This is a genomic window from Lysinibacillus sphaericus (assembly GCF_001629735.1).
Classification (GTDB): domain Bacteria; phylum Bacillota; class Bacilli; order Bacillales_A; family Planococcaceae; genus Lysinibacillus; species Lysinibacillus pinottii.
Genome location: NZ_CP015224.1, coordinates 614,827 through 638,252 on the forward strand (window position 1 = coordinate 614,827; position 23,426 = coordinate 638,252).

Annotated in this window: 26 protein-coding genes; 11 read left to right on the top strand and 15 right to left on the bottom strand. The window is 37.9% G+C overall.

Translation table 11 applies throughout. The annotated features are described in order from the left end of the window. Positions 1–20: 20 nt before the first annotated feature. The 4 genes from A2J09_RS02915 to A2J09_RS24045 form a co-directional block, all read right to left on the bottom strand. Positions 21–284: a PTS sugar transporter subunit IIB gene (locus A2J09_RS02915; RefSeq protein ID WP_008174366.1), complete on the bottom strand. Its 264-nt coding sequence runs from the start codon at positions 282–284 to the stop codon at positions 21–23. Continuing rightward, positions 281–739 (bottom strand): PTS sugar transporter subunit IIA, encoded by a 459-nt coding sequence (locus A2J09_RS02920; protein ID WP_036161116.1) that lies wholly within the window; start codon positions 737–739, stop codon positions 281–283. Before A2J09_RS02920 ends, A2J09_RS02915 begins: the two co-directional genes overlap by 4 nt. 61 nt (positions 740–800) lie before the next feature. Continuing rightward, positions 801–929 (bottom strand): hypothetical protein, encoded by a 129-nt coding sequence (locus tag A2J09_RS24380; RefSeq protein WP_012293564.1) that lies wholly within the window; start codon positions 927–929, stop codon positions 801–803. A gap of 215 nt (positions 930–1,144) precedes the next feature. Further along, positions 1,145–1,501: a LysR substrate-binding domain-containing protein gene (locus tag A2J09_RS24045; RefSeq protein ID WP_012293565.1), complete on the bottom strand. Its 357-nt coding sequence runs from the start codon at positions 1,499–1,501 to the stop codon at positions 1,145–1,147. A gap of 331 nt (positions 1,502–1,832) precedes the next feature. Here A2J09_RS24045 and A2J09_RS02930 point away from each other — a divergent pair, with 331 nt between their 5' ends. From A2J09_RS02930 to A2J09_RS02940, 3 genes are all read left to right on the top strand, one after another. After that, positions 1,833–3,131: a M48 family metallopeptidase gene (locus A2J09_RS02930; protein WP_036161119.1), complete on the top strand. Its 1,299-nt coding sequence runs from the start codon at positions 1,833–1,835 to the stop codon at positions 3,129–3,131. 83 nt (positions 3,132–3,214) lie between these two features. Continuing rightward, positions 3,215–4,033: a YitT family protein gene (locus A2J09_RS02935; RefSeq protein ID WP_012293567.1), complete on the top strand. Its 819-nt coding sequence runs from the start codon at positions 3,215–3,217 to the stop codon at positions 4,031–4,033. 98 nt (positions 4,034–4,131) lie between these two features. Beyond that, positions 4,132–4,506, top strand: coding sequence for an MmcQ/YjbR family DNA-binding protein (locus A2J09_RS02940; protein WP_031417935.1), 375 nt, complete (start codon positions 4,132–4,134; stop codon positions 4,504–4,506). A 66-nt stretch (positions 4,507–4,572) separates the two neighbouring features. On the opposite strand, the gene A2J09_RS02945 is transcribed toward A2J09_RS02940, so the two are convergent. The 6 genes from A2J09_RS02945 to A2J09_RS02970 all read right to left on the bottom strand — a co-directional run bounded on the left by A2J09_RS02945 (position 4,573) and on the right by A2J09_RS02970 (position 8,478). Next, positions 4,573–4,914, bottom strand: a complete 342-nt coding sequence (locus A2J09_RS02945) for a GIY-YIG nuclease family protein (protein WP_036162625.1) — start codon at positions 4,912–4,914, stop codon at positions 4,573–4,575. A gap of 17 nt (positions 4,915–4,931) precedes the next feature. Then, positions 4,932–5,687 (bottom strand): DUF2087 domain-containing protein, encoded by a 756-nt coding sequence (locus A2J09_RS02950; protein WP_012293570.1) that lies wholly within the window; start codon positions 5,685–5,687, stop codon positions 4,932–4,934. Between the two features lie 134 nt (positions 5,688–5,821). Next, positions 5,822–6,697, bottom strand: coding sequence for an ABC transporter permease (locus tag A2J09_RS02955; protein WP_012293571.1), 876 nt, complete (start codon positions 6,695–6,697; stop codon positions 5,822–5,824). Beyond that, positions 6,697–7,617, bottom strand: coding sequence for an ABC transporter ATP-binding protein (locus A2J09_RS02960; RefSeq protein WP_012293572.1), 921 nt, complete (start codon positions 7,615–7,617; stop codon positions 6,697–6,699). The genes A2J09_RS02955 and A2J09_RS02960 overlap by 1 nt, the downstream gene beginning before the upstream one ends. A 5-nt stretch (positions 7,618–7,622) precedes the next feature. Next, positions 7,623–8,027 carry a DUF3021 domain-containing protein gene (locus tag A2J09_RS02965; RefSeq protein WP_036161123.1) on the bottom strand — a complete coding sequence of 135 codons (405 nt, stop codon included), beginning with the start codon at positions 8,025–8,027 and terminating at the stop codon, positions 7,623–7,625. Position 8,028: 1 nt separating this feature from the next. Beyond that, positions 8,029–8,478 carry a LytTR family DNA-binding domain-containing protein gene (locus A2J09_RS02970; protein WP_031417941.1) on the bottom strand — a complete coding sequence of 150 codons (450 nt, stop codon included), beginning with the start codon at positions 8,476–8,478 and terminating at the stop codon, positions 8,029–8,031. 223 nt (positions 8,479–8,701) lie between these two features. Here A2J09_RS02970 and A2J09_RS02975 point away from each other — a divergent pair, with 223 nt between their 5' ends. The 4 genes from A2J09_RS02975 to A2J09_RS02985 all read left to right on the top strand — a co-directional run bounded on the left by A2J09_RS02975 (position 8,702) and on the right by A2J09_RS02985 (position 12,834). Further along, complete coding sequence (locus tag A2J09_RS02975; RefSeq protein WP_036161126.1) at positions 8,702–9,730, top strand: AbrB family transcriptional regulator; 1,029 nt, start codon at positions 8,702–8,704, stop codon at positions 9,728–9,730. A 272-nt stretch (positions 9,731–10,002) separates the two neighbouring features. Further along, the gene (locus A2J09_RS23850; protein ID WP_012293577.1) at positions 10,003–10,143 is read left to right on the top strand and encodes an RAxF-45 family protein; all 141 of its coding nucleotides are present in this window, start codon (positions 10,003–10,005) and stop codon (positions 10,141–10,143) included. A gap of 104 nt (positions 10,144–10,247) precedes the next feature. Beyond that, positions 10,248–12,050: a ribosomal protection-like ABC-F family protein gene (abc-f, locus tag A2J09_RS02980; protein ID WP_036161129.1), complete on the top strand. Its 1,803-nt coding sequence runs from the start codon at positions 10,248–10,250 to the stop codon at positions 12,048–12,050. Next, a complete protein-coding gene (locus tag A2J09_RS02985; protein ID WP_036161132.1) occupies positions 12,043–12,834 on the top strand; it encodes a GNAT family N-acetyltransferase in 792 nt (263 codons plus the stop codon). The genes abc-f and A2J09_RS02985 overlap by 8 nt, the downstream gene beginning before the upstream one ends. A 117-nt stretch (positions 12,835–12,951) precedes the next feature. Here A2J09_RS02985 and A2J09_RS02990 read toward each other — a convergent pair whose 3' ends face one another. Then, positions 12,952–13,146, bottom strand: coding sequence for a hypothetical protein (locus tag A2J09_RS02990; protein WP_031417945.1), 195 nt, complete (start codon positions 13,144–13,146; stop codon positions 12,952–12,954). 157 nt (positions 13,147–13,303) lie between these two features. Between A2J09_RS02990 and A2J09_RS02995 the strand changes: the two genes are divergently transcribed. Then, positions 13,304–14,038, top strand: a complete 735-nt coding sequence (locus A2J09_RS02995) for a hypothetical protein (RefSeq protein WP_012293581.1) — start codon at positions 13,304–13,306, stop codon at positions 14,036–14,038. An 87-nt stretch (positions 14,039–14,125) separates the two neighbouring features. Here A2J09_RS02995 and A2J09_RS03000 read toward each other — a convergent pair whose 3' ends face one another. After that, positions 14,126–14,497 (bottom strand): hypothetical protein, encoded by a 372-nt coding sequence (locus A2J09_RS03000; protein ID WP_012293582.1) that lies wholly within the window; start codon positions 14,495–14,497, stop codon positions 14,126–14,128. 386 nt (positions 14,498–14,883) lie between these two features. Here A2J09_RS03000 and A2J09_RS03005 point away from each other — a divergent pair, with 386 nt between their 5' ends. Next, positions 14,884–15,414, top strand: coding sequence for an NfeD family membrane protein (locus tag A2J09_RS03005; RefSeq protein WP_036161135.1), 531 nt, complete (start codon positions 14,884–14,886; stop codon positions 15,412–15,414). A 15-nt stretch (positions 15,415–15,429) separates the two neighbouring features. After that, positions 15,430–16,983, top strand: coding sequence for a flotillin lipid rafts scaffold protein FloT (locus tag A2J09_RS03010; RefSeq protein ID WP_012293584.1), 1,554 nt, complete (start codon positions 15,430–15,432; stop codon positions 16,981–16,983). 416 nt (positions 16,984–17,399) lie between these two features. On the opposite strand, the gene A2J09_RS03015 is transcribed toward A2J09_RS03010, so the two are convergent. Further along, the gene (locus A2J09_RS03015) at positions 17,400–18,281 is read right to left on the bottom strand and encodes a tyrosine-type recombinase/integrase (RefSeq protein ID WP_036161139.1); all 882 of its coding nucleotides are present in this window, start codon (positions 18,279–18,281) and stop codon (positions 17,400–17,402) included. A 417-nt stretch (positions 18,282–18,698) separates the two neighbouring features. Between A2J09_RS03015 and A2J09_RS03020 the strand changes: the two genes are divergently transcribed. Further along, positions 18,699–21,500: an S-layer homology domain-containing protein gene (locus A2J09_RS03020; RefSeq protein ID WP_051563204.1), complete on the top strand. Its 2,802-nt coding sequence runs from the start codon at positions 18,699–18,701 to the stop codon at positions 21,498–21,500. A gap of 380 nt (positions 21,501–21,880) precedes the next feature. Here the strand turns inward: A2J09_RS03020 and A2J09_RS03025 are convergent, their stop codons facing one another. After that, complete coding sequence (locus A2J09_RS03025) at positions 21,881–22,426, bottom strand: GNAT family N-acetyltransferase (protein WP_012293587.1); 546 nt, start codon at positions 22,424–22,426, stop codon at positions 21,881–21,883. 15 nt (positions 22,427–22,441) lie between these two features. Continuing rightward, positions 22,442–23,266, bottom strand: coding sequence for a methyl-accepting chemotaxis protein (locus A2J09_RS03030; protein WP_012293588.1), 825 nt, complete (start codon positions 23,264–23,266; stop codon positions 22,442–22,444). Positions 23,267–23,426 lie beyond the last annotated feature (160 nt).

Genomic DNA, 23,426 nt, shown 5'->3' on the forward strand with positions numbered 1-23,426 from the left:
CTATCCAATTTTTTTTTTGCTTAAAGCCAAGGTTCCAGCTTTTCCTTAATTTCCGATATATTCATCATATTGACGATACTCACGATGATTGCGTTGTCTTTCGCTAATTCATTCACAATATCGGCCGCACCTAAATAAATATCAGCTTTCTCCGCCTTTGCGGATGCTAAATCCGTATGGGTCACCTCAGCCTCTTTGCCCATAGCCTCTAATGCCTTCTTTACATTTAATTCTAAAATAAAGCTACTTCCTAATCCGCTACCGCACACGACTAATATTTTCATCCTGCTGACTCCTTTGTCGTAAATTGTTTAATTTTCTCACTTATGTCTTCCTCATGCTGACAAGCAATTAGGCTATCAACCTGATTCGGATGTTGTAGCACTAAGGTTAGATCAGCCAATGCCTGTAGATGTGAAGTATTGTCCATAGCAGCTAAAACAAAAATTAAAAAGACAGGCTGATTAGGGCTGAAAAAAACAGGCTGCTGTAAACATAGCAAACTTACTGCTAGAGCATAGACACCGTCTGATGGTCGTGCATGTGGAAGAGCGACTTTCGGTGTAATAACGACATAAGGACCATATTGCTCAATGGATTGAATCATTGCCTCGATATACCGCTGTTCAATTTTGTTTTGACGGACTAATGGGGTGGCAGCTAAACGAATAGCTTCTTGCCAGGACGGAACAACGTTTGCAATTTGGATACAATCCTTTGTCAGCAATTTGGTTAGCAAATACTTTCCTCCTTTCTAATAAATATATCCCCATTGCATTTTATTACGGCTATCTGTGGAATTATGTCAGAACTGAAGACATTTTTAATCGCTGTGCTACTTTGTAAATCGACATTTTGACAAACTCATCAATGGCATTATCTAAACGAGTTTTAGGATATATAAATTGAATCTTTCTCTGAAGCGTCACATCCTGTAAATCCTTTTCATTAGTAGACCTGATTTTAACTATTCTTCAATTAAGGCATCAGAAACGAAGGCTAAGTTCTTTAAGAAGGTCAGCATTTTTTTATTGTACTCACAGAATCCAATTCGATGGTATAAGTAGAAGGCTGAAAAGGGTCCATCCACTTTTCGATAAAGTGATTCGTGGAGCTAGAAGAAGTATGCAATAAAAGCTTATTTTTAAGAACATCCTCTTGGGTGATGCTCTTTTAGAAGCAAGTTCATGTGTTGGACTGATGCCAAAACAAGGGAATCCTCTCCGATTGTCTCGTATTGAAGGGCAGTATTTTCCTGTTTAGTTCCCTTAATGAGCCCAAAATCTATTTCCTGAAGCGCCACTTTATTTTCAATTTCAGGAGCTGTTTTTACCTCTAACGAAATACGAATCTCTGGATAAGCCAGTGAAACTTGATGAATTAAATCTGGCATAAAAATATGTGCAGGTAATCCGCTTGCTCCTAGTCGTAGGGAGCCAATATGGCCAGCTAATAGGTTTTCAATAAAGCGAAGCGAAACATGCAGGAGCAGCAAAAGCATAGGTTGATTTATCAGATGAAGGGCAAAAGCTTGTAGCAGATGCTTACTTATTACGAGGAAACAAAGAGATACCATTTATTATCCGCAAGCTATTTAAGTGAAGATCAACGTGGGAAAACAACATTTGTAATGGATAAATAATAAGCACTATCTTAAATTCACGACATTTTAAAACAATGAGAAGGATATATGGTCCTCATTGCTAGAAATGGAGCGAATTTTTTCTTGCAAAAAAGAGATGATAAAAAGTAGTCCATATTTGTTCTAACTTTGATAATTTCGCTTACACTGACTATAGGACGAACTTTGTTTGATATGAGGGGGAATTGATATAGCTAAAAAAATCGGCATTGTTGCGCTACTATTTTTCGGTGTTTACGTGCTTTGTATGTACTGGTATATATTCCACAGTGGAGGGGGCAAAATTCCAAGTGCCTTACAGGGAACTGCTGCTGATCCAGTGATGTTTATGTCTGGTAAGGAACTATTATTAAGTGGTGAATACTCAAAAATACGGAACTTTTTATTTTTTGTAGCTACTCCCTTGGAATGGCTTGTTTACTTCATGATATTACTGTTTGGTGTCTCACGTTATTTTGAGAAAGTGAGCACATCCCAAACAAAGTGGAAGCTTTTGCAAAATGCAACCTACTTATTTTTATTGTCATTACTAGTCTATGTCGTTTTATTCCCACTGGACTATTATCGTTATTATCTCAGTAAAAGCTATGGCATCAGCACGCAAGCATTTGGATCTTGGATGAAGGATGGTGTCATTGATTTTTGGGTGAACTTTGGAATGACCTTGATCATAGTGACAGTGCTCTATTGGCTCATTAAAAAGAGTGAAAAAAGATGGTGGCTCTATGCATGGCTATTAACCATCCCCTTTTCAATTTTTGTGATGTTTATTCAGCCAGTTGTGATCGACCCTTTGTACAATGATTTTTATCCGTTAAAAAATAAAGAGCTGGAAAGCAAAATACTTTCACTTGCTACCCAGGCACATATCCCAGCAGAGCATGTTTACGAGGTGAATATGGCTGAGAAGACGAATGCCCTAAATGCTTATGTGACAGGGATCGGTAGCAATTCAAGAATTGTTCTTTGGGATACTACATTAAACAGATTGACGGATAATGAAATTTTGTTTATTATGGCGCATGAAATGGGGCATTATGTTGAAAAACATATTTATTTTGGCATTGTAGGCTATCTTTTACTCTCTTTAGTTGGTTTATGGCTAACCGCCAAAATTATGCGACGCTTAGCTTCACGATATGGACAGGTATTCAACATTAATAAAATTAGTAATATTAGCTCCTACCCATTATTTTTACTAATTACTTCCATATTATTATTTGCTTCCAATCCCGTGTCTAATTATGTATCCAGATACCAGGAATCGAGAGCAGATCAATATGCGATTAACTTGATGAATGATCGGGAAGCGGCTGTAACGGCATTTCAAAAGCTAACCATTTCAGGCTTAAGCGAGGTCAATCCACCGCTTTTGGTGAAATGGTTCCGTTATACACATCCTCCAATGCTGGAGCGTATTGATAAGGTCGCTGATAATGGCGAACAGAAACAAGAGGGTCCTTTAAAGGAAGAACAGAAGAAAAAGTAAATAAATAGGTTTTCTCAGTAAGTAAGTTGGGTAGTCTATGGAAAAGATGTATCAAAATTTGGTCGTTTATAGGGGACATCATCATGCGTAATGTGATTATTATTACACTTTCTTCCGTTTTAGTAGCCTTTGCTTATAATTTTTTGTTAATTCCTCATGAAATTTTAAGTGGGGGATTAAGCGGTATTGCTATTATGCTTGGGATTATAACGCCGTTGAATACCGGGGTATTAAACTTACTATTGAACTTACCTCTGCTCATTTTAGGTGTGATGAAGCTTGGGAAACGATTTATTAGCTATACAATTCTATCGGTGGCTGTTTTATCAGTAAGTTTATATATTATTCCGATTTACAAGGCCACACAAGAGCCAATTCTTGCTTCCTTATTTGGTGGGGTCATCGTAGGTGTTGCAATGGGGTTGATTTTCCGAGCAGCAGGCTCCTCTGGAGGCTTTGATATTATTGCTATGCTACTAAGCCGTAAACGTGATTTTCCGCTTGGTACTTTAATTGCTGCTATGAATGGTATCGTAGTGGCAGCTTCCGGCTTTGTCTTTAGCTGGGATGCAGCGCTATTAACGCTTGTTTCCATTTATGCTACCGGAAAAGTAGTGGACACGATTCATACAAGCCATATTAAATTAACCCTTATGATTATTACGAATAAAGGCGAAGAGGTCAAACAGCAGTTATTAGAAAAGCTTCATCGAGGGGTAACGATTATCGATGCGAAAGGAGCCTATTCTGGCGAAGGCCGTAAAGTGTTAATTACGGTTATTACACGCTATCAACTGGCTGATGTAAAAAGTACGATTAAGGAAACCGATCCTAAGTCGTTTGTGAATATTTTGCAAACAACCGAGGTGATGGGGATGTTTGATCGTGGTACAAGTAAATAACGCTATTCTCAACACATGATTTCGATTATACTAATTATAATCGAACGTGTGTTTTTTTATTTTAGAGGTAACTAGTTGATCTTGGAAGGGGAATGGAAATGGAAAAGGAAACGATTCATGCAAATTGTCTTCAGCTGCAAGGAACAACGTATGACTATAAGGAAGAATGGCAAGCAGATCGCTATCATATAGGCGGGAAGATGTATGCCATGATTGGAGGAAATACCACAGGTAGGCCAGTGCTAACGTTAAAATGTGAGCCTGCGCGAGCAGAGGAATTAAGAGAAGCCTATGCCAGCATTATACCTGGCTACTATATGAATAAAACGCATTGGAACTCCATTTATATGGATGCTGAAGATGTCCCGATGGATTTGGTAGAGAATCTTATTAAGCATTCGTATGAACTTGTTTTTAGTAAATTAACGAAAACAGCACAGCAGGAAATCTACCTATTGGAAGCAAAAGAATAACAAGACTCCTATGAGTAAGGGATAGCGCATCTACCTTGATTATTGGTAAATGCGCTTATTTTATAATCAATTATAACCACGCTCACCATAAGGATTTAGTGTGTCGAGCCATTTTTGCTCTAGCTTTTCAAGCTCTTTTTTAGCATCGAAATAACCCTCTTCCTTCTTCTTTAAATACTCAACGATTTTCACCTCGAAGGCATCTTGACCAAATGAATTGTAGTCCGCCTGAAGCTCCTTATTCGTATGTGTATTAGTTTTGAGCATAAATTGAAAACCATTTAACCGTTTCAAATTATTAAAGCTACCGACAAATACTTTATCTGTTTGTGTATTCGTCATTGTAAAAACACCCGCTTCAATTTTCATGTCCTTATACATTTCTTTTAGTTCTTTTTTATGATCCATTTTCATGACCTGCCTTCTTATTTTTTTACCCAGTAAGCACTACCGTCTGCTTTACGGTCCAGAAAACCGTATTCAATTAAGTAACGGCGTATATGAACATAGTCTTCATACATGGGTTTGATGATTTCATTCAATTCTTTTTCCGTATATTGTTTTTCTTTGTCAAAAAGCATTGAGATGGCACGAAGTACTATAATTTTTTGTTTTTCACGCTTAGGAAAACGAACTAGCTCCTTACCAACACCATGTGGAAATAATTTCGCTAATACTTGTTGTTCTTCTGAGAGAGTGACATTATAGCGATCGTCAACCATTGTAGCTGTTTTATGAATAGACACAAACGTATCCTCCTTTCGATCTTGTTCCTTCAGTAATTCCATCATGACTAATAACGTCTTGGCTTGGCGTTCTTTTTCCTTTAACGCAAAACGGTGATGACGAATAGTCGTGGCACTGCCAATCTCTAATTCTTTTTTTATATCCTGATCTGATTTACCTTCATAAAATAAGCGTAAAATATGACTTTGATGCTCAGTTAAGCCGGTCATTTTTTTATTGAGTCCATTTAAGTAATGAAATACAGACTGGTGTGTAATTGTAATATGGTGCTGCATCATTTTTTCGGCTTCATACAGTAAGCCATCGTACGGGTAAATAATTCCTTTTTCTATTTCTTCTCCACATAGTAGACAAGTGAAATGTGTCTCATCGTCGATATAACCCTTTTTTAGATTATCGATAGGGGCTTGCCAAAATAGTTCATTTACATCCATTAGGAATCCTCCGTTAAAAACAAACGATTTTTATATTTGTTTGCTTATTTATTATTAAAATAACAAATTGTTTGTTATAAAGCAATAAAAAACACATCGTTTTCTAAACGATGTGTAAAAACGTTGGCAACTATTTATTTATATTTTCTTTTAAACAAAAGGAGGGAGGCAATTGCTAGGATGAGTATTGTACCAACGATAATGAGGATGCTCGTTGAGGCATGAAGGGTATTACCATGAAGCTCATAGACAATACCATAATTAATTTTATAGTCATTCACATAGGAGACCGGTGTACCTTCAAAGATATTGGTAATGGAGCTTTCCATAAATGTGTTTCGTAAGAGTAATGTAGTATGACTAACCGGAAAATACATAATTAAATTTTGTGCAAAGCTTGGTAGAGCACCAAGTGGGACATAAACACCGCATAAAAATCCGAGTAGTGTACCGACAATAGTTCCTAATGTTGAGAAGGCATTTTGTGTCGACACAAACAAGGAAAGAAATAGATTCAAGACACTTGCGAGCAAGACAGATAATAAGATAATGCCAAGTACTTGAACAAAATGTGTAGGGCTTAAAAGCTTACCGCCTGTTGCTACTATAAAAATTTCACAGCCAATTAATGCGATAAAGGAAAAAATACTGCCAATTATTAATGCATTGAGTACATAGCTCATTTGTATGGTGGCGCGGGAAAGAGGGGCAGTTAAAAAATCGGCCATTGCCTTTGATTCCTGATCCTTTATGGCAATACTATATGCACCAAGTGTTGTTGAAACGGCAATCATCGATAGTAACCCTGCTACAACCCATTCGTTCACCATGGTAATCACTTCAGGTGTGGCTTCCGTGATTCGTTCAATGGCATCTACTTGCATTTTTTGGAGGAATACGGCGTAAAGCACAATGACGATAATCACCGATAGTAGAGAGAAGAACACTTGTGTTTTATCTCGCCTAAATACTTTGTTATTTCGTTGTACTAAGCTCATTAAGGCTTCCATTATGCAACATCCCCCTCTGCCATAATATGAAGAAAGACATCGTCCATCGTTCCTTTAATCACTTCAAAGGAGGCGATGAGTGGCTCCGCTTTCTTTAAAAGGGAGAGAGCTTGTAGGGTGGACTCCAAACGGATTGTATAGATCTCCTGTTTCTCGGTATAGGAAATGGCGTGTTCTTCCAGCCATTTAACACCGTCTATTGGATTATTGAAAACAACGGCCATAGAGTCATAGGCATACTTTGTTTTCAACGCATCAGGCGTACCCTGTGCGACAATTTTTCCTGCCTTTAATACAAGGACCTGATGGGCGACTGCCGCTTCCTCCATATAATGGGTTGTTAAAAACACAGTCATATTCGTTTCGAGTTGGAGCTGCTTGATGGCCTGCCAAACTAATTGTCGTGTTTGTGGATCTAAGCCGGTTGTAGGTTCATCTAGAAATAATATAGTTGGACGATGAATAAGTGCACGTGCAATGTCTGCTCGTCTTTTTTGACCGCCTGATAATGTTCCATATTTTTGCTTTTCTATATCCTCTAAATGCAAATAGGAGGAAACAAATTGATAGTTTTCAGCAAGCTGTGTTTTTGCTAATCCATATGTTCTGCCTCTGTGTAGAATGTTTTCCTGCACAGTTAAACGATCATCTAATAGGCTTTGTTGGAACACAACACCAATGGATTTACGGATATCTGCGTTATGATTGCTGACATCTAGTGTAAAGTTATTAATAGTGACATGGCCGCTGGATTTTTTTAATAAAGTACAAAGGATTTCAATGGTTGTCGATTTGCCAGCACCGTTTGCTCCTAAAAAAGCAAAGAGGGTACCTCGTTCAACTGTGAATGAAATGTCGTTAACCGCATGGTGGTCACCATATTGTTTACATAAATTCTCAACTTTTACCGCGAAGGTCATCTAGATTATTCCTTTCTCTTTCGGATTTCTCGATTTATTTTTTCAATATCATTTAATTGAAGGATATAAAGAATACACCAAACGATGATGTAAATAACGGCTTCAGAAAGCAGCACATATTTCACACCAGAATGCATAAACCAGCCACCAAAATAGCCAGCAATTAAAACACAGATTGTCACAGCGATTAAATGCAAGAGTAGCTGCGCCATAAAAGGAATGGATTCAAACTCAAAAATACCAGATATAAGTCCGATGGCAATGCCAAGTATGGCTGCAATTACAGTTTGCTCCAGTAATTCTGTGCCGGACACCATCGCATTATTTGATAGGACGCTAAATGTCACTAAGACATAAGAAGAGCTAAGGGATATGAGTAGTCCGATAATCATCATGCTTATATATTTCATGCTATAGATCCCTCCCAATACCTAAGTGTCGCTTCAATTCTTTTATATATTTACGACTAACATGAATGGTTACATCATTTTCAAGCAGTAATTGTGTTGTACCGATTTTGCCCATTTGAATAGAGGAGATTTTATGGATATTGACAAGTGTAGATTTACTTACTCGTACAAAGTCCTTTGAAAGCTGTGCCTCTAGTTCATATAATTTTCGTTTAGACTCAAACTCTTGCTCATTCGTTTGTAAAAATACTTTGGCATCCTCTGCATAGATGGAATAAATATCAGTAATTTTTAGTAGATGAATTTCTTGTTGAAAGTACCCATCTAGCATAGTAGTTTGGGACGCTTGTAATTGCTGCATGAGTCTTTCAATTTGTTCGTTGTATTCTTTCGCATGTATATGAACCTCTGTTTCTTCAAGTTCATGGTGAATCGTTAAATGAATTTTCATAGGAGACCTCCTTTACTTTCCCCATCAAGGAGAAAACGCTGAATCAGGTAATAATAATGTAGCATAGAAAATTTTAGCAAAGGTAAATTATTGGGTAAGAGGTTCAATTTTATCGATAAGAGGTTATTTTTGAACGATAGCAAACCATACAAAAGTCGCTTCAATAGAAAAAAAGGTTAAGAAACGTCATAATATTGTTATCTAGTTGTAAGGGGTTGCTAGTATGTTTGTTTTTGGTAGGCATATATTGATTACATTATGCATTGGCCTCATAGGTGCTGTCGTTTTTCAACTACTTCATATACCAATGCCTTGGTTGCTAGGCGCTATTACAGCGGTACTTATCGTGCAATTGTCGACCAATGTACAATTGAGATGGCATTCTTCCTTCCGTAATTTTGGTTTAATCGTAGCAGGGTATTCTATCGGCTTTGCCTTTACTCCAGAAGCGGTGCAGGATATTAAGCTTTTTTTAGGGAGTATTGTCGTTATAAATGTGATTTTTATATTGTTATTTTTTGGTGTCAGTTATTTAGTAGCCAAACGTACAGATTTGGATTTTGCAACGGCATTGACATGCTGTGTACCTGGTGGCATGGCACAGGTTGTGGCTTTTGCTGAGGAGCAAGGCGATATGGATATGGTGGTCATTACGTTCTTTCAAATCCTCCGTGTTCTTTTAATCGTCGGCTTTGTCCCGCTCATGTTGACAGATGTTGGTGGAAACAGCACTATGAGCAACGGAATGTATACATGGGGCCTTGTCGGTATACTAATCGTTTGTGGCTTAGCAGGGTGGATTGCTCAAAAGCTTAAAATTCCAACAGGTTATATGCTTGGCCCCGTATTTTTATTGATGGGAATTAATATGGTGGGGATAGAAGTGCCTAGAATCCCCGTATCTCTTCTACATATTGCTCAATTGATGGTTGGAATCCATATCGGGTTATTGTTGAAAAAAGAAGATCTACATTTATCAAAGAGGCATATTTTTTATGCATTTGTATCAGCTGGCATTTATATAGGGGCAGCGTATGGCTTAACATTTTTAATGAAAAGTTTATACAGTCTCGACTTTAGGACAGGCTTTTTAAGTATTGTGCCTGGGGGACTTGATCAAATGGGGATTATTGCGGCTTCTGTACATGCCAATGTGACAATCGTCACAGCTTTTCAACTCTTCCGAATCCTAGTGATTTCAATTTTCCTTGTGCCTGTCGTCAAAATGTTTGTAAAAAAAGTGAAAACATGAAGGATAGTTATCAATTAATCCCTCATGTTTTTTTGCTGGTTATATTTCAATTGATGGATTAAATCCTGCAATGTTTCGGCATTCGCTGTTAGCAGTAATGCTGCGCTATTAATAGCATCCATGCTTAAATGAATTACTATTTTTTACTGGTATATAACTAGATTGCCAGTTTGTATATTTATAAAATAAAACGATTGTTAATTTAGCCCCTTTTCAAAAAATCTGAAAAATGGTATTATATGTTTAACTATAATGAACGGAGGTGAAAAAGAATGAATAAAAACGCTACGGACGCATGTGTAAAAGTGGATACGGCTATGTATTTTGCACGCGTCATTACTTTCGATTTTGCGAACAACGGGATAGGTCTGTCCATTTTTAAGCAAAATCAAATAACAAACGTAGCGAATTAACCATTCTTTTTCACACATTTTAATGAGAAGAAGACTGCTTGTTAATGAGCAGTCTTTTTTGTGTCGTCTAGATGTTTTCGCGCGTTTCATTGGAGGAAAAAACGATGCAAATGAAAGCTGAGCAAATACAAAAAATTATGGGTGGCAATATATTATTTGAGCATTTACAACTGGAAGTAAATAGTGGTGAACATGTTGCGATTGTTGGGGTAAATGGTAGTGGTAAAACAACTTTATTGCAGCTTCTATCGGGCGTAGATATGCCAGATCGAGGACGTATCATAAAAAGTAAAGATGCCACGATTGGCTATTTACATCAAATTCCACATTATCCAGGACATTCAGTGAAGGAAGTATTAGAAGAGGCATTTGCTGATATTTATGCATTAAAGGCTAGAATGACGATACTGGAGCAAGAAATGCAGTCAACCGTAACGGATAAAACTTTATGGCAATATGGGCAAGTGCAGGAGCAATTCATGCTACAGGGGGGCTATGAGGTGGAAGCCCAATTAGTGATGATTGCTAATGGCTTAGGTATTATGGGAATGTTGGCGCAACCGTTTAGTAGTTTAAGTGGAGGCGAGAAGACGAAGATAATGCTAGGGCAAATTTTATTGAGCCATCCAGCTATTTTATTATTAGATGAACCAACGAATCATCTTGATATGCAGGCGATCGAATGGCTTGAAAATTATGTGCGCAGCTTTGAGGGGATTGTTATTGTCGTATCTCATGACCGACATTTTATGAATCAGATTGCACATAAAGTAATTGAAATTGAAGATGGAGAGGCATTTACGTACAGCGGTAATTACGATGCATTTCTTGCGCAGAAAGAGGCAAAGATCGAACAACAATTTTCTGATTATGAAGAGCAACAAAAGAAAATTAAGAAAATGCAAGAAACGATAAAACGCTTAAAACAATGGGCTAATGAAGCAAATCCACCAAATGCTTCTATGCATAGACGAGCAAAAAGTATGGAAAAAGCATTAGCACGTATCGAACGGGTGAAGAAGCCACTCTCAAAAAAGAAAATGAATCTGGCTTTAACGATGGCTGAACGTAGCGGCAAAGAGGTAGTACAATTACAAGACATACACCACGGCTATGATAAGCCTTTATTGATAGACAGTAATCTGGCTATCTATTTTGGAGAAAGACTTGCGATTGTTGGGAGCAACGGTAGTGGTAAATCAACTTTATTAAAAATGATGCTAGGGGAGGTCGTTCCTAACCAAGGTGTTTGCCACGTAGGCAGTAATGTGAAAATTGGCTATCTGTCTCAACAGTTTGAACATAAAAATCCAGCTATCCGATTAATTGATGCCTTTCGAGAAAATGTAGCGGTGTCTGAGGCTGAAGCGCGCCATATTCTCGCACGATTTTTGTTCTATGGCTATGATGTCTTCAAACAAGTGAAGAATTTAAGCGGTGGAGAAAAAATGCGCCTTCGATTAGCTCAATTAATGCATGAGGATATTAATGTGCTCATTTTGGATGAACCAACGAACCATTTAGATATAGAAGCAAGAGAAGTATTGGAGGAAACGCTAGAATCCTTTGAAGGAACTATTATTGGTGTGTCCCATGACCGCTATTTCTTACAAAAAATATTTACAAAAACAGCATGGCTAAAGGATCAAACTATTCATGTGTTTGAAGGAGATTACGAGTGGGCTAGACAAAAGCTACAGGAACTCTCTAAGAAAAAAGAAGTTGTAAATGAACGGGTGCCTAAAATACAACCTGTCAAAAAAGAGCTATCCATTGAACAACAAATTGAAAAATTAGAGGCAAAACTAGAGGAACCTTCACTTGTTGAAGAGCAACGGCAAAAGCTGGAACAGCACATAGAGGAATTATATAAAAAATGGGTGGAAGAGGGAACGGAACATGCTTAATTTAGAACGCATTATGCAGCTTGATATAGATCATGTAAAGAGTTTTAGTGAGATGGAAGTATGTCAAGAAGGAGTTTTATTCTACAATAAGGCAATCCCAACTTATTATGATGCTAATCATGCACATGTTTGGCGAAAGATTGAAAATCCTGCTCAGTTTTTACAAGATATAAAAATGTTCTATCAATCTAAGTCGCTTATCCCACGGTTGTATTTATATAATCTTGAGGACAATCAAGCATGTATGGAGGCTTTAGAGACGCATGGCTTTCAGTATGAGCAGTTTGTCAATGAAATTCAGTGTTGGAATGGTGAGTTTAGTCAACTCTCACCACATCCAGCCATCCAAATTGAACGAGTAACAGATGTAAATATAGACGAAGCCATGGCAGTGGAAATGAGCATTTCTGCCTTTGGAGATCCTGAATTAATTAAAATGGCCTTTGAGCAAGCTTATTCTTCGCCAAGCTTTACGTACTATTTATTAAAACTAGATGGGGTGCCATGCTGTACGGCTAGTATGTTTGTGTCAGGAAAGCAAGGAAGAATTGAGAGTGTAGCAACCATTGAAAGCTATCGAGGACGTGGTTTAATCGGCTATATGTTGCAGCATATCCAACAACAATCAGTGAATCAAAAGCTCGAGCAGCTATGGATATGGCCAATTAACGATCAGGTTGCTAAAGTCTATGATAGGGCAAATTTTAAATCAATTGGATCCATTGCATCCATTCATGCATTTACAGAAGGAAAAAGTATTCAAAATATACGAGAAAATTCTTAAACTAACATAAATAGCAACCCGCCAACTTCCTGTAAGGTTTAGAAGTTGGCGGGTTTTTTAGAACTGTACTTGCCAATTATAATTACATGACGCTTGGGTCATGGTCTGTTATAACAGCTAATCGGCCATGAGCTCGGTCAAATCAATTTGAATCTCTTTCACAACAGGTCGATTTCTTAAAAGGTCAAAATTTGTTGCACCCGTTGCACGATAGCTCATTACGACATCGAAATCTTCCTCCCTATTAATAGCTACGCCATGATATATCGGTGCAGGTACTAAACTAGTCAAAGGATATAATTTTGAATGCAAGCTAGTAAAATTCCTGAATAGTATCGACTATTCAGGAAATTTGTTTTATTCTTATAAAAGAGGAATTTTCATGGATTATAAGTTTTTTACTTGAAAAAATACCGTATTCGATTTATTGTCTTTAGAGATACTTGTTTATGGACTTGGAGGATATGGAATGCACGGAATTTATATACGCTATAATGTCTCAAAAGAAACCTCAGCAGCAAAATGGCCCAAAAAAATGGATGCATTTGCGTATGTTCAACGAGGAAAACCACAACAAGACAATGACAACTTGCTGTCACCAGAAGAGCTAAAAAATCATGCGATTCGCTATATTAAAAGCTTAAAAGACAATGCAAGTGAACATCTAGTAGAGCAACGCAACGGCGAAATTGAGCATTTTGATCGCCGTTATATGGAATCCTTAAAATTAAAGGAAAGCATTGATTCACAGCTGATTAATCTTGAAGAAATCCGTTTATTGCTGCAACTAATGAATGTTTTAAATTTATCGCATGCCTTCGGGGAAAATGCTGGAAAGCTCCTACGTCAAATTACACCATATGCAAAAGAGGTAGAGCATCCAACATTCCAAACTACTCGCGTTGAACGGCATTTTTATACAGAATTAATCGAGCAAATAGAAGTCATTTACACACGAATTATGCGTCAGCATAACCCATCAACAACGGAAATGCAGCATTCAGAAAAGCTCTGGACAACAGTCTGTGAGCAAGCAATAGAAAAGGTAGAAACACGAATTGAACGCTTATCTTCTATCAAATTAAAGCATGAAAACAATTTATTAGAGTTTAATCATTTAAAACAACAAAATATCGAGGCAAAGGAACGCCTAGATTTAGCCGTTCATGAATTGGATGAGATTTTAAATGTACTAGAATCTTAAAAAAGCATGTCTACCGATTGGAATTCCAGTCGGTGACATGCTTTTTATGTATGAGCAAGTGGCAGTTCAAGCCGATGAGCCCATTCTTTATTTTTCCTCGGTTTGATCGCGCTTAGCTTGGCGGGAAATCCGTAATAAATCCAGCCCAAGCAATACGATAATGATATAGAACAGTGGGCTAGTAAATGATAAACCAATTTGTGACTGTCCACCGAGCAAAGTCAATACAATCCATAAACCAACTGTATACAGAGTCAAACCAATATAGGCCTTCTTAGACATCTTTTTATATCGACCTTTATCTAAGGCAAGCTGTATGATCACTAGCACGACTAATATAAGAAGAATCATTTTTTTAGTCAAGATCGTTGCAATCGTTGTGTCAGGGAAGAAATCATTAACAAATAATAATGTGAAAAATACTAGAATAAAGAAATTTAAGATCGTCGAGAGCTTCATGCTATATCTCCTTAGTTGCCATAATTCCTTTCTATTGTAACATGGTTCTATTAGATGGGAATGGATTTATGTTATATTAGAGGGAAAATTATAAATAGAGTAAAAATAATACAAGATAACCCTCAATAATTTTGTAGTCTGTGGTGAAAGAGCAAAATAATACTAGAAGCTGAATGAATCTTGCGCTTTCCATTTTATAATCTCCAGGTACTCTTTATGATGAATAGAAGCTTCCTTTCTACCCACTCCATCTATACTTTTATAACATTGCACTTAGTCACTATAAATATGTAAAAATAGGGGAATATTAAAAGTTTGAAAATTTTTGAAACTTTTTCTAAGTGACATCCGTATAGTAGGTAATATGATGAAAAGGGGTGAGCAACTTGACGCTATTTGGCTATTCACTCGAGCAAATCTTTTTGGTGGTTTTGATTTTTTCTGGTCTTGCCACAATACTAGTTATGTTTTTTGGTGATGCAGTTGAAGGTATTGGGGAAGGACTGCCCATTTTTAATCCGAGTGTCATTCTTTCTTTCATTACATTGATGTCTGCAGCAGGATTTATTTTAGAAAAACTAGCCTGGTTCTCTAGCGTTTGGAACATTATTGCTGCATGTATCATCGGCGCTATTTTAAGTACTTTTTTTTATTTATTTGTTCTCGTTCCACTACGGTCAGCAGATGTTTCATTGGCTTATACGGAAGAATCACTAGGTGGACAATTGGGAAAAGTCATTGTACCCATACCTGTAGATGGCTTTGGAGAGGTTGTCATTGAAACCACAAGTGGTATGATTTCCAAGCGGGCAACAGGCTATGATAATGAAGCCATTGACTATGATGAAACCGTACTTGTCGTGGATGTGAAGGATGGTACGCTTTTCGTCAGAACATATGAGAAAAAATTTGTCTAAAGGAGAGATGAGTCTATGTCAATCGAAATTTTAATCGTTTTAGGAATTGTAGCATTTGTATTAATAGCACTAGTAGGTTTATATGTATCAAAATATAAAACAGCAGGTCCTGATGAAGCACTGATTGTGACGGGTAGCTATCTCGGCTCTAAAAATGTACATAAAGATGAGTCGGGGAATCGTATAAAAATTATTCGCGGTGGCGGTACATTCGTATTCCCTATTTTCCAGCAAGCACAGCCATTAAGTTTACTATCTAGCAAACTAGAAGTGACAACGCCTGAAGTGTATACGGAGCAGGGTGTTCCGGTAATGGCTGACGGTACAGCCATTATTAAAATAGGTGGCTCTATCTCTGAAATCGCAACGGCGGCAGAGCAGTTTTTAGGAAAGCAAAAGGCAGAGCGTGAAGGGGAAGCACGTGAAGTGTTAGAAGGTCATTTACGTTCAATTTTAGGCTCCATGACGGTTGAAGAAATCTATAAAAACCGTGATAAATTCTCACAGGAGGTTCAACGTGTTGCTTCTCAGGATTTAGCTAAAATGGGTCTTGTGATTGTATCTTTCACGATCAAGGATGTACGAGATAAAAATGGCTATTTAGATTCACTCGGTAAACCGAGAATCGCTCAAGTAAAACGAGATGCTGATATTGCGACAGCAGATGCGGAAAAAGAAACACGTATTAAACGCGCAGAAGCATCGAAGGAAGCGCAAAAGGCAGAACTAGAGCGTGCGACAGAAATTGCGGAAGCGGAAAAAGAAAATCAATTAAAGGTTGCTGAATTCCGTCGTGAGCAAGATATAGCAAAAGCGCGTGCTGACCAAGCCTATGAGCTCGAAACAGCTCGTGCTAAACAGGAAGTAACGGAGCAAGAAATGCAAATTCGCATTATAGAGCGTCAAAAGCAAATTGAATTAGAAGAAAAAGAGATTCTACGTCGTGAGAAGCAATATGATTCTGAGGTGAAGAAAAAGGCTGACGCTGATCGTTATGCGGTGGAACAAAATGCAGCTGCCGAAAAAATGCGAGAGCTTGCACAAGCAGATGCAGAAAAATACCGTATTGAATCCTTAGCAAAAGCAGAAGCGGAAAAAATCAGAATGGATGGTCTTGCTAAAGCTGATGCAGAACGAGCACAAGGGGAGACAGAGGCAGATATTATTCGTCTTCGTGGTCTTGCGGAAGCTGAAGCTAAACGTAAAATTGCCGAAGCCTTTGAATATTATGGTCAAGCAGCTGTACTGGATATGGTTGTGCGCATGATGCCGGAATATGCAAAAGAGCTAGCGAGCCCACTTGGTAATATCGATAAGATTACAGTCGTTGATACTGGTGGTGGGGAAGGTAGTGGCGCAAATAAAGTAACGTCCTATGCGACTAATTTAATGTCTACACTACAAGAGACATTGAAAGAAACTTCTGGCATTGATGTGAAAGAACTGATCGAGAGCTATGCTGGTAAGCATACATTGCGTCCAGAATTAGAGCAAATTGCCCTAGGCTTAGAAAAAAAGCAGGCACCTGTTGAGGCTGTCGAAACAAAAGAGACTGTAGAGCAATCCTAATCAACCTAAATTTACTTAAAGAAAAACTACAGCTCTAATTGTGATAGGCTCCCTATTAGGTAGACAGATCAAAAAATCTGTTTATCTAATAGGGATTTTTTTATGACAAAATGTTCTTTCACTAATGATGCAGTTTGAGATATCAGGAAAAGAACACATTAAGTGAAGCAGGAAAAAATTTCCGATGTATTGGTATCTTGGCAATGAAATCAACAGAACACCTAAAAAATATACTATTGAGAGAAATATTTCATTTTACAATAAGGACGTTAATAAAAAATTTTAATAGCATTCAGGGATGCACCAAAAAAAATCACTCTCTACCTAATGGAAACTCCATATCCACATATTTATGCAAAAAAGCCCAATCCTTTCAAATTGCGCTAATTTCGTTTTATATTCAATTTTACAAGTGGTCACATTATTTTTTCCTGAGAATACCCGTAATTTCTTTGCCAGTTCGGGATGATTTTCAGCTTTGCCAACTGCTTTTGTTTTGTTTCAGCACTGGTTCTTAAATACCGTCTTGTGGTGTCAATGCTTTTATGTCCTAAAATATCTGCTAAATCCGACAGTGGATTGCCGCAGTCTAAAAAGCTTCGAGCGAAATAGTGCCGCAGATTGTGGGGGAAAACCATTGCTGGATCAATTCCACATTGCTCTGCTACTTCTTTCATTGCACGTGCAATATAGGAACGGCTTATTGGGCTGCCTTTACTGCCCGTAAAAACGATACCGCTTTTCACATTTTTTTCCCTGCAATATAAGGATAAATAACCTTGTAAGTCCTTATGTATTACAATCGTGCGTACAGTTCCTTTATTCTTAATAAGAACCTTTCCGCTGTTGATAGCCTTAACGGTGATAAACTGCAGTTCCCCTATGCGTATTCCTGTGTAGGCAAGCGTCAGCATAATCATCGCGATTTTCGTCTTTTTATTTGTGAAGGCGCTTTCAATTAACTTGTCAAGTTCCTTTTGGGTAAGCTCATGTTGAGCAGTTGTCTGCTCTTGAATTCTGAGAGCCTTTAGCGTGAAATCATCCAGCCCTATAAATTTAAAAAATTTGTTGACCGCCGCAATGCTGCGATTGACGCTTGAAGGTTTCAATCTTATTTCCAATGATTTTTTATACTCTATTAAATATTCTTTTTGCAATTTTCCGTCTTTTTTCTCTAAAAAAGCAAACAGTTTTAAAATATCTTTTTGATAGCTTCTAATACTATTTTTTGCGTATTCATCATATGTTAAATGTTTAATGAATTTAGGCAAAAAGTCCTTTAACGTGTTTAATAGCATAAAAATAATATACTCCTTTTTGACTTTGACACGAGTATATCAGCAAATATTACAATTTACAACACAGTTGCGATAAATATAATTATCGCAACTACTAGCTTTATAATAAACTATAATGAGCATAGTAAACCTTATATTATTTCATTATTCGAAAAAAATCGACAAAAAAATCTCAAAGCTTGCAAAGCACCTTCTTAGAAGGATTTTGTAAGCTTTTTTTGGTTGCGATAATTATATTTATCGCAACTAAAATAAAAAGATTGGTAAGTAAAGATAGGGGTGGGGCTAGGAGGGAGAAGCATTTTAACACATACTTAGACAATCTTTTTATTAACAGAATAAATCACCAAAGTAATATTAATTCAAATTTAAAGTTGTACCTTTAGGAAGTTACTAACAAATTGGAGGTAATGAAAGATGAACTATTTTGAAAGAATAACCGGTACTGTAAAAGGAATATGCAATAAGTGGACGGTTTCACTACTGTTATTTTTGATAATGTTTTTGTCACTCATGCCGCAGTTTTTGTTGTCGGTAAATGCGGATAGCGCAGCTACACTGTTTGTATCACCTAGTATAGTTTCCAACGACACCGCTCCTAGAGTGGATGGCGCAACATATGCTACGCTGCAGGGGGCGATAAATGCAGCACAGGACAATGATACGATTGCTGTAACAGAAGATATAAATCTATCCTCTGCGATTTCAATTATGAAAGATATTACGCTACTAGCTAGCGGTGGAAATTACAAGGTTACACTGGGTATTAATGCTAATTTTAGGGTTCAGGATGGCTTTGATTTGACTTTGGGAGGGGGCTCGGATACTGAAGTACTTACACTTTCAGGTCCCCAGAGAACAATTATAACCGTTGCAAATGGGAATATTGAAATAAACAACGGAGCAAAGCTTTTAGCGACTGGGCCTCGGAATATGGTACTGGATTTATACGATCCGAAGGCATCTGGAAAAATAACCGGCAGACATTTGGAATCTTCTGGATCAATCGCCATTTCGATGACGAATGGTGCCAGGCTGGAGGAAATCAGTGGCGGAACTATCATTGGTAAAACGCACTCGTTATATATGTATGACGAAGATACAAAAATCAATCTAATTTCGGGCGGCACCTTCAGAAATTTAGCTGCTTCTCCAGAGAGGTGGGCGAACGTTCAGGTGGATGGTAAGGCACAAATTGGTGAGATATCCAACGGGGATTTTTTTGCGGAACAAGAGATTGCTGCTCTTCGCCTGCTTCGTGGTGGAACTATTGGAAAAATTAGTGGTGGTCGATTTATTTGTGCCTATACCAAGCTTACTGCAAATTACTATGGAAGAGGCATTGACATTGTAGCATTGGGCGACCCATCAGGTATCGGTGAAATTTCTGGCGGAACTTTTGATGGAGAGATTGGTGTTCTGCTACTAGAAGACGGCGCTTTTATTAACAAGATTAGTGGTGGAACCTTTTTAGGTGGAGAAGCTGGGCTTCAAAATGATATTGGTGGAACTATTGATATCATTAGCAATGCCATTATTACTTCGACAAACGTTGGCCTTCTGAATGTTGGTACGATTAATGAAATCGGCAGTAATACAGAAATCACCGGAGATTCTATTGCCCTTTGGAACTATGCGTCGAATCATCCCAATGCTATTATCAAGCTCATCAGTGGGGGCAAATTTACCAGTGTCAGCGCATCTGGAGAAGCTTTCCTAAATGAAACGACGGTAAACATGATTTCTGGCGGCATTTTCATTGGCGGCTTCCATGCAATCAATTCAACTACTTTAAGTAGCACCTCTCCTGCAAAAATCGACACTATATCGGGAGGCGTTTTCTACGCCCAAACGACAGGCGATCCAAGCTTTGTGACTATAAATCTAGCCAATCCTTTAATTTTGGAACCGTTTTTATTGACTAACAAGGGAAAAGCACGTTTTTGGGGAAACGAAGGCAGTATTTTTAATGATGAAGCCCTAGTAATCTACCCGGCAGATTACCGTATGAGCACTGCTACTGAAACAATAAGCGATATTGTAGGTGTGGGATTTAAATATTTGACAAAGTCACTTTATACAGTAAACTTTAATTCCAACGGTGGTTCTGCAGTGGCAGAACAAACGGACATTCCTCGAAGTAGCCTTATAACCGAGCCAACGCCACCAATCAAAAGTGAGTATACGTTCAGCGGTTGGTATAAAGAAGATACACTAACTAATGCATGGAAATTTGATACAGATACTGTTACCGACAACATTACTTTATATGCAAAATGGACAAGTAAAGGTGGCAGTGGTAACAATAACAGTAACAATAACAGTAACAATAACAATAGCAGTAACAATAACAATAGCAGCAGTGGAGCACCTTCGGCGACATTACTAGTTCAAGGCATAGACAAGCAATCTGGAGAAATTATCTATAGTAAAAGTTCAAGTGTGATAGTCGGCACGACAGAAACGATAAACGCCCTGGCTATTGAGGGTTATCACTTGGATACGGGCAGTAAAAAGACGGAAACGATAACGTTCAAAGCAGGTGAAAACAAGGTTGTATTCTTCTATAGTAAGAACATAGAGGCTATCCCCGAGCTTGAAACTGGTGAACATATCAAGTATATTAACGGCTACCCTGACGGCAGCGTAAAGCCAGGAAGCTCAATCACAAGAGCGGAAGCGGCGGCAATATATTTCAGGCTGATAAAAGACGAAAATAAGAATATTGCTGTAAATGGAACATTCAGTGATGTCGGTGGCGACACATGGTATGCACAGTCGGTCAATTACCTTGCAAGTCAAGGCATACTGGTGGGGTATAGGGATGGCACGTTCAAGCCTAGACAGACAATTACAAGAGCGGAATTTGCAGCCATAGCTTCAAGATTTGATAACCTATTAACAAACGAAAACACTTCGTTTAAAGATGTCTCAATCGACCATTGGGCGGCAGCGTATATTGACAGCGCGTATACTAAGGGGTGGATAAATGGCTATCCTGACGGCAGCTTTAGACCGGCAAGTTCAATCACTCGCGCTGAAGTGGTGAAAATTATTAACAACATGTTAAACCGCAAAATCGAACTTAGCGATATCCCATCGGACGCAGTGCAATATAAGGATTTAACTAAAAAACATTGGGCGTATTGCTACATCATAGAAGCGTCTACAGAGCATAGCTACACGCGTAAGGATAACGGCTTTGAGCTGTGGAAATAGTAAAGGAAGTATTTTCTATTATTTTGTATAGGGGAAATTTATCTGGCTAATTATATTCAAAAGTGAACTGCGCTAAATTGTTAGACACATTCTAACAATTAGAAGCGCAGTTTTTTTATGGATAAATATACGGCTAATAAAAAATTAGAAGCTGTTTTACGTTATTTAAATGGCAAAGTAAGTTATAGAGAATCGGGAAAATGTACGACGGCAATTGTCAAACAAACTGTCAAAAGTTATTTGATTTTTAATAACGGTAGCCGAATATAAGCGAAACGAAACAACCAGTCGCCGATTCATTACCAGCAACGATTGAATGATCTTTTTGATCTCTGTCTTATATAGGAGTTAGTCCCGAATCGATTCATCAGGTCGCTTTGTTATTTTTGTTGCTGCCACTCACTTCGGAGCATGCCATATACAACATGATCCACATAATGATCATAAAGCCATTCTGCTGCTCGTAGGGTGCCCTCTTTCATTAAACCAAGGCGCTCTGGGATTGCGCGACTTTTTTCATTGCCAACAGCAGCACGAATTTCCACTTTATGAAGTTGTAATGTTTCAAAGGCATATTGTAATAGAGCTTTTACAGCTTTGGTCATAATGCCATGCCCCTGTGCACCTTCACTAAGCCAGTAGCCAATCGTGCCGATTTTATTAGTGGGATTAATAGTATTAAAGCCAGCGATGCCGACAATTTCATTTTTAAAGAGAATGACGAGAGAAAGGCTATTATTCGCTTCATACCCCTTGATACAGCCTTCTATATAGGCTTTTGTATCTGCTACTTCCTTTGTATAGTCCAGCCATGGTAGCCATTCCTTTAAATACTTTCTTGAAGCATCGGTACATGCAAAAACTGCTTCTGCATCCTCTAGGGTAATTGTACGTAAAGATAAATCATCATTAATGTAAATATCCATCTCATCACCTCATTTCTATTTTAGTGCATCATGCATAAAGCCTTTCATTTCTCGGCTAAGCACTGTCAGCTCTTCGATAATTTCGCTAAAATCTTGTACGAGCTGTGCTTGCTCATTCGTGGCATCATTAATTTGTCCCATATTTTGCTTTAGGTTTTCAAGATTTCTATTAATATTACGTAAGGAGGATTCTATATTTTCGGTAGCACTAGATGTCTCAAAGGACAATTTTCGAACTTCCTGTGCCACAATATTAAAGCCAGCACCATGTTGTCCAGCGCGAGCGGCCTCTATGGATGCATTTAAGCCAAGTAAATTGGTTTGGCGGGAAATGCTTTTAATTAAATCCGTTACGGCATTGGTTTTTTCTGAATCCTCTAGGGCATGCTGTGCCTGCTTATTTATTTCCTCACTAGTCGCCGCTAATTCCTCTGAATGGGAAGCAATTGTATGTACTTTATCCTGTAGGCTATTGACAATATTATCCATAGTACTCATATAATCTTCGAGTTTAAGCTCATTATCTATTGGTAGGCCAAACGCTAAGGCACCTACTACTAAACCATTTTCGCGAATGGGGAATGAAAAAGCATTGATTGCTACGCCGTAAACATCCTTCGGTATAACCACATCTGCATTTTGTCCGTTAAAGGCAATGTAAACATTTTGGTCATTAGCATTTACTTTTTGTCCATCATGATAGCCTGAATCTACACGTTTACCTGCTAAATACTTGATGACTGTTTCACTGTCCTTTTCAATAACAGCTACAATGGCTTCTTGCTTTAATGCAAGGTGAATATAAGGTGCTGCAAGGGCTAAAGCTTCGATAATTTTCATAAAAATTCCTCCAAGTCTAGTCAATGAAAAATGGTTGTGTCATCTGTATTCATTGTGACAATGGTTCTAGATGATTACCTTTACTGTAGCATAATATTTGCCAAGTCAAAATAGTAAATTCCTTTTTATAAATAGCGTTGGAAAGAGAATTGGATTGTTT

Excerpts from the sequence above, each read along its gene's own strand:
- A2J09_RS02915 (WP_008174366.1), bottom strand. The coding sequence starts at position 284 with ATGAAAATATTAGTCGTGTGCGGTAGCGGATTAGGAAGTAGCTTTATT.
- A2J09_RS24045 (WP_012293565.1), bottom strand. The coding sequence starts at position 1,501 with ATGCTTTTGCTGCTCCTGCATGTTTCGCTTCGCTTTATTGAAAACCTA.
- A2J09_RS02935 (WP_012293567.1), top strand. The coding sequence starts at position 3,215 with ATGCGTAATGTGATTATTATTACACTTTCTTCCGTTTTAGTAGCCTTT.
- A2J09_RS02940 (WP_031417935.1), top strand. The coding sequence starts at position 4,132 with ATGGAAAAGGAAACGATTCATGCAAATTGTCTTCAGCTGCAAGGAACA.
- A2J09_RS02945 (WP_036162625.1), bottom strand. The coding sequence starts at position 4,914 with ATGGATCATAAAAAAGAACTAAAAGAAATGTATAAGGACATGAAAATT.
- A2J09_RS02950 (WP_012293570.1), bottom strand. The coding sequence starts at position 5,687 with ATGGATGTAAATGAACTATTTTGGCAAGCCCCTATCGATAATCTAAAA.
- A2J09_RS02955 (WP_012293571.1), bottom strand. The coding sequence starts at position 6,697 with ATGGAAGCCTTAATGAGCTTAGTACAACGAAATAACAAAGTATTTAGG.
- A2J09_RS02960 (WP_012293572.1), bottom strand. The coding sequence starts at position 7,617 with ATGACCTTCGCGGTAAAAGTTGAGAATTTATGTAAACAATATGGTGAC.
- A2J09_RS02965 (WP_036161123.1), bottom strand. The coding sequence starts at position 8,027 with ATGAAATATATAAGCATGATGATTATCGGACTACTCATATCCCTTAGC.
- A2J09_RS02970 (WP_031417941.1), bottom strand. The coding sequence starts at position 8,478 with ATGAAAATTCATTTAACGATTCACCATGAACTTGAAGAAACAGAGGTT.
- A2J09_RS02975 (WP_036161126.1), top strand. The coding sequence starts at position 8,702 with ATGTTTGTTTTTGGTAGGCATATATTGATTACATTATGCATTGGCCTC.
- A2J09_RS23850 (WP_012293577.1), top strand. The coding sequence starts at position 10,003 with ATGAATAAAAACGCTACGGACGCATGTGTAAAAGTGGATACGGCTATG.
- abc-f (WP_036161129.1), top strand. The coding sequence starts at position 10,248 with ATGCAAATGAAAGCTGAGCAAATACAAAAAATTATGGGTGGCAATATA.
- A2J09_RS02985 (WP_036161132.1), top strand. The coding sequence starts at position 12,043 with ATGCTTAATTTAGAACGCATTATGCAGCTTGATATAGATCATGTAAAG.
- A2J09_RS02995 (WP_012293581.1), top strand. The coding sequence starts at position 13,304 with ATGCACGGAATTTATATACGCTATAATGTCTCAAAAGAAACCTCAGCA.
- A2J09_RS03000 (WP_012293582.1), bottom strand. The coding sequence starts at position 14,497 with ATGAAGCTCTCGACGATCTTAAATTTCTTTATTCTAGTATTTTTCACA.
- A2J09_RS03010 (WP_012293584.1), top strand. The coding sequence starts at position 15,430 with ATGTCAATCGAAATTTTAATCGTTTTAGGAATTGTAGCATTTGTATTA.
- A2J09_RS03015 (WP_036161139.1), bottom strand. The coding sequence starts at position 18,281 with ATGCTATTAAACACGTTAAAGGACTTTTTGCCTAAATTCATTAAACAT.
- A2J09_RS03020 (WP_051563204.1), top strand. The coding sequence starts at position 18,699 with ATGAACTATTTTGAAAGAATAACCGGTACTGTAAAAGGAATATGCAAT.
- A2J09_RS03025 (WP_012293587.1), bottom strand. The coding sequence starts at position 22,426 with ATGGATATTTACATTAATGATGATTTATCTTTACGTACAATTACCCTA.
- A2J09_RS03030 (WP_012293588.1), bottom strand. The coding sequence starts at position 23,266 with ATGAAAATTATCGAAGCTTTAGCCCTTGCAGCACCTTATATTCACCTT.